Origin of the sequence: Polaribacter sp. (assembly GCF_036480315.1) — a bacterium.
GTDB lineage: Bacteria > Bacteroidota > Bacteroidia > Flavobacteriales > Flavobacteriaceae > Polaribacter.
This window is the reverse complement of sequence record NZ_JAZGGG010000035.1, coordinates 1-6,535: the sequence shown is the minus strand read 5'-3', so window position 1 is coordinate 6,535 and position 6,535 is coordinate 1. Positions and strand designations below refer to the sequence as shown.

General features: G+C 30.5%; 9 protein-coding genes. 8 read left to right on the top strand and 1 reads right to left on the bottom strand.

Going from position 1 to position 6,535, the window contains the following annotated elements; all coding sequences use genetic code 11:
• Positions 1-178: 178 nt before the first annotated feature.
• From V3V28_RS06865 to V3V28_RS06840, 6 genes are all read left to right on the top strand, one after another.
• Positions 179-655: a cupin domain-containing protein gene (locus V3V28_RS06865; RefSeq protein WP_331364280.1), complete on the top strand. Its 477-nt coding sequence runs from the start codon at positions 179-181 to the stop codon at positions 653-655.
• A gap of 287 nt (positions 656-942) precedes the next feature.
• Complete coding sequence (locus tag V3V28_RS06860; RefSeq protein WP_331364279.1) at positions 943-1,497, top strand: hypothetical protein; 555 nt, start codon at positions 943-945, stop codon at positions 1,495-1,497.
• A 213-nt stretch (positions 1,498-1,710) separates the two neighbouring features.
• Positions 1,711-2,640, top strand: coding sequence for a hypothetical protein (locus tag V3V28_RS06855; protein ID WP_331364278.1), 930 nt, complete (start codon positions 1,711-1,713; stop codon positions 2,638-2,640).
• Between the two features lie 253 nt (positions 2,641-2,893).
• A complete protein-coding gene (locus V3V28_RS06850) occupies positions 2,894-3,661 on the top strand; it encodes a LytR/AlgR family response regulator transcription factor (RefSeq protein ID WP_331364277.1) in 768 nt (255 codons plus the stop codon).
• Positions 3,662-3,756: 95 nt separating this feature from the next.
• Positions 3,757-4,362, top strand: a complete 606-nt coding sequence (locus V3V28_RS06845; protein WP_331364276.1) for a dioxygenase family protein — start codon at positions 3,757-3,759, stop codon at positions 4,360-4,362.
• A 5-nt stretch (positions 4,363-4,367) separates the two neighbouring features.
• The gene (locus V3V28_RS06840) at positions 4,368-4,829 is read left to right on the top strand and encodes a DoxX family protein (protein WP_331364275.1); all 462 of its coding nucleotides are present in this window, start codon (positions 4,368-4,370) and stop codon (positions 4,827-4,829) included.
• Positions 4,830-4,936: 107 nt separating this feature from the next.
• Here the strand turns inward: V3V28_RS06840 and V3V28_RS06835 are convergent, their stop codons facing one another.
• The gene (locus tag V3V28_RS06835) at positions 4,937-5,353 is read right to left on the bottom strand and encodes a winged helix-turn-helix transcriptional regulator (protein WP_331364274.1); all 417 of its coding nucleotides are present in this window, start codon (positions 5,351-5,353) and stop codon (positions 4,937-4,939) included.
• Positions 5,354-5,492: 139 nt separating this feature from the next.
• Between V3V28_RS06835 and V3V28_RS06830 the strand changes: the two genes are divergently transcribed.
• Positions 5,493-5,855, top strand: a complete 363-nt coding sequence (locus V3V28_RS06830; RefSeq protein ID WP_331364273.1) for a nuclear transport factor 2 family protein — start codon at positions 5,493-5,495, stop codon at positions 5,853-5,855.
• 61 nt (positions 5,856-5,916) lie between these two features.
• Positions 5,917-6,318, top strand: coding sequence for an SRPBCC family protein (locus V3V28_RS06825; RefSeq protein ID WP_331364272.1), 402 nt, complete (start codon positions 5,917-5,919; stop codon positions 6,316-6,318).
• Positions 6,319-6,535: the final 217 nt, after the last annotated feature.

Genomic DNA, 6,535 nt, shown 5'->3' with positions numbered 1-6,535 from the left:
AATGGTTTTTTTCTTAATTTTATAGGAAAGTAAAAATTAAAAAAAAACAACTTACAACAGGTCCTATAATTAATGTCCTAAAAACCTATTAGCCTGAAAAAGGACACTAATCATAGCCCTGTCGTTGTACGCAAGCATAAAACTCTGAACTAACAAGAAATTTATAAACTTTAAGAAAATGAAAAAATCAATTTTACTCCTGTTCATTTTAGCCTCTATATCTGTATTTTCCCAAGACTCTGATTACGGTGTATCCTCTTATCTTACCGAAGGAACAAAAGCACCAAATACCCACTATATAGGACAAGCTTGGTTGAATGCCATTATACACGATGACGAGGAATTGGGTTATAATATTACAAAAGCAACTTTTAAAGCCAACTCAACCTTGGACTGGCATAAACATGGTTCTGTGCAAGTCTTAATAATTGTAGATGGAGAAGCCTATTATCAGGAGAGAGGAAATAAGCCTGTAATTTTGAAAAAAGGCGATGTGATTAAATGTGAGAAAGACATCGAACATTGGCATTCCTCAACCAAGCTTAATGACGTAACGTATTTGGCTTTATACGGTGGTGGACAACCAACTACTTGGACTGAAGTAGTTACACAAGAGTATTATGATGAAGTAGCCGAAAAGCTAAAAAGTAATTGATAATAACCACTGTTTATTTATCAAAACACACTAACGAAAATGCCAGCGTACAACAAAACCTATAAACAATACGGGCTTCGGGCTTAATCGCAGGGTTTGTGTATTTTTATGATGTCCGCAAAACCTTTGAGATTTTGCTTTAACAAGGAAAAGAAAAAACAAAACAAAAAGATTCTGCTATGTGCGTGGTGGAAAGCAAACGCAAGTTTGCTCCCGTACTGTTCATAGCTCAACCGTTAGCATTTATTAAAAAATAACTTTATTATTAACTATAAACTTTAATTATTATGGAAAATTATTTTAAAAAATTCCCAATTCAAGAAGGAACAATTTATGTATCTCAGAAACCACCCTTACCACCATCTTCTGAAAATAACACTACTCACGATACTGAAAATAACTTAATATCAACGTATACTATAATTAATGATAACTCTACAAATAATTCTGACGGGACAAAATCCGTGCTTTTTGACAGAGTATTAGTTGATATGTTAGATCCATTAACTCCACCAAAAACAAGAACTTCTTGTGCGAAAACTTGTTCTTCTAAATTTCCTCCAGTGAGTTTTTGTTGCGGTTGGAAAACTGAATTTAAACATATGTATGTACGTTACACTTTACGTGTTTCAGTTACAAAACCAATGGATATTAAAAAAAGTGTTGAAGAATGTTTATTGACAGGTGCTGTTGTTGCTGCCCTATCTGCTTTTGCAACAGGAGGAGCTAGTGCAATTCCCGCAGCGGAAGGAGCAATTTATGCTTGTTTGAAATCTAAAATTGCCTCTTCATTATTGAGTGTAAATATTTATTCGACATCAAGATGGGGTAGCTGGAGTTAAAACAACAAATGCTAACAACGTGTTAAAATAATAAGGGGTTTAGTGCTTAATTCAAAGTTTAGTACACTTTATAAAGTCCGCAAAATTTACAATTTTTCGAATTACTTTTTAAAAGAAAAATTGCAAATTTCGCTCAGTACTAAATTGAAAAGTAAGTGTTTCAAAATCCCTTACTATTCTTACACAAACCGTTATGTGTAACTAAAAAAACTTATGAAAATCAAAATAACCATTCTTACAATCCTAATATTGTTTTTAGGTTGTAATGAAAAAAGAAAGGAATCGTTTGTTATAACTGGACATAATACCGAATTGGCAGGAAAAACTATTTACCTCAAAAAATACAATCATTTCGATTATCTAGACCAAGAATATATCCTAGATAGCACTATTATTAATTCTGACGGAAGCTTTTCCTTTGATATTAAAAATAACTTCCCAAATCTCATCACAATATCAAAGTATAATTTAATGCCTCTTACTTATCAAGTTTTCAAAAATACACCACAAGATTATTATTACTCAATGTGTTCTCAATTTTTAGCTTCTTCCCCAACAATTTACATGGATAATCCTAAAAGTATTAGAATAGATAATTGGGATAGCAAGAATAATTTAAACTCTGTAAAATACGCTGATGATTATTTAAATCGGCTTAGGAAGTATTACAAATCTGTGAATTATAGAAAAGATATTAGAGATGAAAACAGAATAAGAATAGATACTACAAAAGAATATGCTTTGGAATCAATATTCAAATACCGAGAAACCTATTTGAGTAAATACTCTTTAAATAGCAGTTTTAATGAAAATTCATTTCAACAATACTTTAGAACGGAGGTTTATTTAGGGGCAATTAATGAATTCCTTCAATGGTACAGTCAAGAAAAAAAGAAATCGTTTGATGACGAATTCTTTAAAAATCTAATGTCTGTTTACACTGAAGAAAAATGGCACCCTAACAGCTTAGAATACTATAAGTTCAACGAGCACTATGTGACATACTTATTGAATCTAGAGAGAAATAGTTCAAATGTCTTTTATGAACCCTCAAAAGAAAAAATTGAAATTGCTAAAAAAAATGTGAATTCAAATATTAAAAACATTTATTTAAGCAATTTAAAAAAACTACTAGGAAAATAAGCTACACATAACAAAGTGTAAAAATAATAAGGGTTAAGTGCCAAACCTAAAGTTGGTGCATATTAAGAAAGTCCGCCAAATTTAAAATTTGACGGTTAGAATAAAAAATAACGGTAAAATTGTAAATTTGGCTAAGTGCTAAATCGAAAAGCAAGTAAGCTTTAATCCCTTACTATTTTTATACAAAACGTTGGTAGTAATTTAAGAAATGACAACTGATAAACTTAGTAAAGCAAATAACAAATTCTTAAATATGAATTTTAGAGTAATAATTTTGTTTTGCATCTTTATATATGGATTAGCAATCTTGCAGGATTATCTTTTTTCTATATTTAAATCAATTGGTTTTTATTGGTCGGATACAATGCTATATAATATTTATTGGCTTTTATTCATTCCGTTTATACAATTTACCAATTATGTTTACTATAAATTACAACCAAAAACTCAAATAAAAAAAATTCTTTATGCTTTGGGTTCTGGTCTTGTCTTTAGCGCATTACATATATTTATTTTCACTTCAATTTTCATCTTATTAAGCAATTTAATCTATCCTATACCTCATAGATTTTCTACAATACTCAAAAATGCCATTTCTAATCAATCACAAATCACAATTATTACATATTTGTTTCTTCCTTTTGTCATTGAATACCTAAACAGAAAAAAGCAACAGAAAAAAAACGTTTCAATTCATAAATTTATAACTGTAAAAAACGGAACTCGAAGAATAAAAGTAGATACTTCTGCGATTTTATTTATTCAAACCGACAGACCATACACAACAGTATTTTCTAATAATCAAAAATTACTACACGACGAAAGCTTGAAAAAACTTGAAAAATTATTAGACCCTCAAGTTTTTATTAGAGTTCATCGTTCAGCAATTATTAATAAAAACCATATTACTGAAATAAAATCTAGAAAAAACGGTGATTACGATGGTATTCTTACTAGTGGGCAAACTATTCGATTTAGTAGACATTATCGTCAAAATTGGAATACACTTCTCAACCACTAAGCATTAAAACAACTCCTTTTAGCCTATTTACAGCAAGTTGTACTTTCAGAGTATTCTATTTTTTCGACTTTTGAGGTAATTAAAAATTTATTATAATGATTCGTATAAAAAATTCGACAACCTTAGGTATTGTAGCTTTATTGCTTTCTTTTAGTGCTTATTCACAATCAATTAAAAAACCAAGTTGGAGCGGAACTTCCGAAGCTCCAAAGAATGTTTCTTGGAGAACCATTATTCCTACTAAAGAAGAATCAGGAGAAAAACTTATTGTTTCTGGAACGATTTATTTACCTGATGGAAAAACTCCTGCAAAAGATGTTATTGTTTACGTACATCATACAAATAACAAGGGAATATATCCTAAAAAAGGTAACGAAAAAGGAAATGGTAAATACCACGGATATTTGAGAGGTTGGATGAAAACAGATGCCAATGGTAGGTATGAATTTGAAACCATTCGTCCTGCTCCATATCATAGTCACGAAGGAGAACCAGCACATATTCACTATAATATTGAGGCTCCAAACTTTCCTGAATATTGGCTAACTGGATTGTGGTTTTCTGACGACCCAAGAGTAAATTCGTATAAAGATAAAATAGAAAGAGATGGTGGATTTTCTAATATTATGACACTCACAAAAGACAAAAAGAATATTTTAAGAGGCACAAGAAATATTATACTCCAAAAATTTAAAGACTAAAAGATATGAACCCATTATTATTTATAAAAAAAATAGCCCTTACTACCTCAGATAAAAGTGTCAGTTTTGGTTTATTCATATTAAGAATTGGCGTATCATTTTCTATGATTTATCTACACGGATATCCAAGACTTATCAATTTTAGTGAAATTAGTTCTGAATTTGCTGACCCATTGAATCTGGGAACCGCTACAAGTTTAGGTTTGGTTATATTTGCGGAATTCTTTTGTTCATTATTTTTAATTATTGGACTGTTTACAAGGTGGAGTTGTATCCCATTAATTATAACAATGATAGTGGCTACTTGGATAATTAACGGAGGAAAAGTATTTATTTTTCAAGAAAAAAGCTTTGTTTATTTAATTTGTTATATCAGCTTGCTAATAAGTGGAGGAGGTTACTTTTCTTTAGATTTTAAACTATTTGGAAGAAAAATGAAAATAAAAACTACTACCAACACCGTATAAAATTAATTGCTAGTTCTTGCTTACTTACGAAAATCCTCGCGGATTTTCTAAATTAGTCGTTTAATCAACGCAAAAAATCTTATACAAACACGTTAGCAACAATTCGGTTAGAAATCCACCAAATGCTCTTTTTTTAATTTTTCTCTGATTGATTTCAATAAAAAATCTCTACCATCTCTCGCTTGAGCTAAAAAAACATCACCTGCTTCAGTTTTATTATCGTGCTCCCCACTCCAAGAAATCATATCTACCATAAAAGGAAGCATATCGATTCCCTTTTTGGTAAGGCTATATTTAATTCGAGATTTTTTAACTGCATCCTGTCCTTTACTGATTATTCCTGATGCCTCCAATTGTTTTAATCGGTCTCCTAATACACTTGTGGAAACTTTTTCTCCAGATTCAAAAAACTCATTATAGTGTCGTTTACCTTTAAACATTAAGTCCCTAATAATCAATAATGACCACTTATCTCCAAAGTGTTCTAAGGCAAAATTAATAGGGCAATGTGAGCGCATTTTCATTTTTCAAAGGTAGCAAATAGTTTCTTTTTTAACTTCGAAATTAAAAGTTAATTGTAATTTAACTTGCTTTTCCAAAGTTAATATTTATTTTTGCTTCGTAATTACAAGTTAAATTAATAATCACAAAAATTAAATTAAAATGGAAAAATCACCAATGGAAGTATTTCAAGCCTTCGGAGAAGGAATGATGTCTGGAACAGATTCTTGGAAAGAAGTAATAGCTAAAGATATCGTATTTACTGGACCAGTAGACCAAGTAAAAGGATTAGAAGCATTTGCTAAACTAAATAAAGGCTTTATGCCAATGATAAGAGGGAATGAAATGAAACAAGCTGTGGAAGCTGGAAATTTTGTAATTACTCAGATGGAAATGGATATAGCTATGCCTTCTGGGAAAAGTATAAAATTAGATATGACAGAATGGTATGAAATTAAAGATGGTAAAATTCAAAGCCTCAAGGTTTATTATGATGCTGAAGAATTTAGAAAGGAACTCAAATAAGCAATAAATAGTGCGGAGAGAACAGTGTTGTTTCTCTCCGTAATTTTAAAAAATAAAAAATATGGCAAAATTACATAACAAAATAACTATTAATGCCCCTATAGAAAAGATTTGGAAAGCCCTATCAACGCTTGAAGAGTTAGATAAATTTGATCCTGAAACTAAAAAATCTTCGGCAATTGGTGGTCCTGAGGCTGGAAAGGGATCCAAAAGAAGAGTAGATATGCTTGATGGAAAAAACTGGTTTGAAGAAACCTGTACAGTTTCAAGAACAAATGAAGCACTAACTTATGAATTAACAGCTTGCTCCTTTCCTGTAACAAAATTTAAACATAGTTATTCATTTAAAACAATAGGAAATCAGATAAAAGTTATCCAAGAAATGGATTATACTATGAAATTTGGTTTTCTTGGAAAGATACTTGGCAGTATGTTAAAGTCTAAGCTTCACCGTATAAATTAACCTTAATTCTCTCTTTTATTCTTTCTGATTAGATAGCAAATTTATTAAAAGACAAACTTAAGATGTATATAATTTATTGTTAATTCTGGCCTACTTACGAAAATCCTCGCGGATTTTCTACTCGGTTTTTATTTGCTAAATTAGGTGCTTAACCACGCAACAAACCATATACCAACCGTTAGGTGTCATTATGACCCGTCCTGAAATATGTATACAA

Bases quoted from the DNA above. Each gene is read 5' to 3' on its own strand.
- V3V28_RS06830 (WP_331364273.1), top strand. From the start codon at position 5,493: ATGGAAAAATCACCAATGGAAGTATTTCAAGCCTTCGGAGAAGGAATG.
- V3V28_RS06835 (WP_331364274.1), bottom strand. From the start codon at position 5,353: ATGAAAATGCGCTCACATTGCCCTATTAATTTTGCCTTAGAACACTTT.
- V3V28_RS06855 (WP_331364278.1), top strand. From the start codon at position 1,711: ATGAAAATCAAAATAACCATTCTTACAATCCTAATATTGTTTTTAGGT.
- V3V28_RS06850 (WP_331364277.1), top strand. From the start codon at position 2,894: ATGAATTTTAGAGTAATAATTTTGTTTTGCATCTTTATATATGGATTA.
- V3V28_RS06840 (WP_331364275.1), top strand. From the start codon at position 4,368: ATGAACCCATTATTATTTATAAAAAAAATAGCCCTTACTACCTCAGAT.
- V3V28_RS06865 (WP_331364280.1), top strand. From the start codon at position 179: ATGAAAAAATCAATTTTACTCCTGTTCATTTTAGCCTCTATATCTGTA.
- V3V28_RS06825 (WP_331364272.1), top strand. From the start codon at position 5,917: ATGGCAAAATTACATAACAAAATAACTATTAATGCCCCTATAGAAAAG.
- V3V28_RS06860 (WP_331364279.1), top strand. From the start codon at position 943: ATGGAAAATTATTTTAAAAAATTCCCAATTCAAGAAGGAACAATTTAT.
- V3V28_RS06845 (WP_331364276.1), top strand. From the start codon at position 3,757: ATGATTCGTATAAAAAATTCGACAACCTTAGGTATTGTAGCTTTATTG.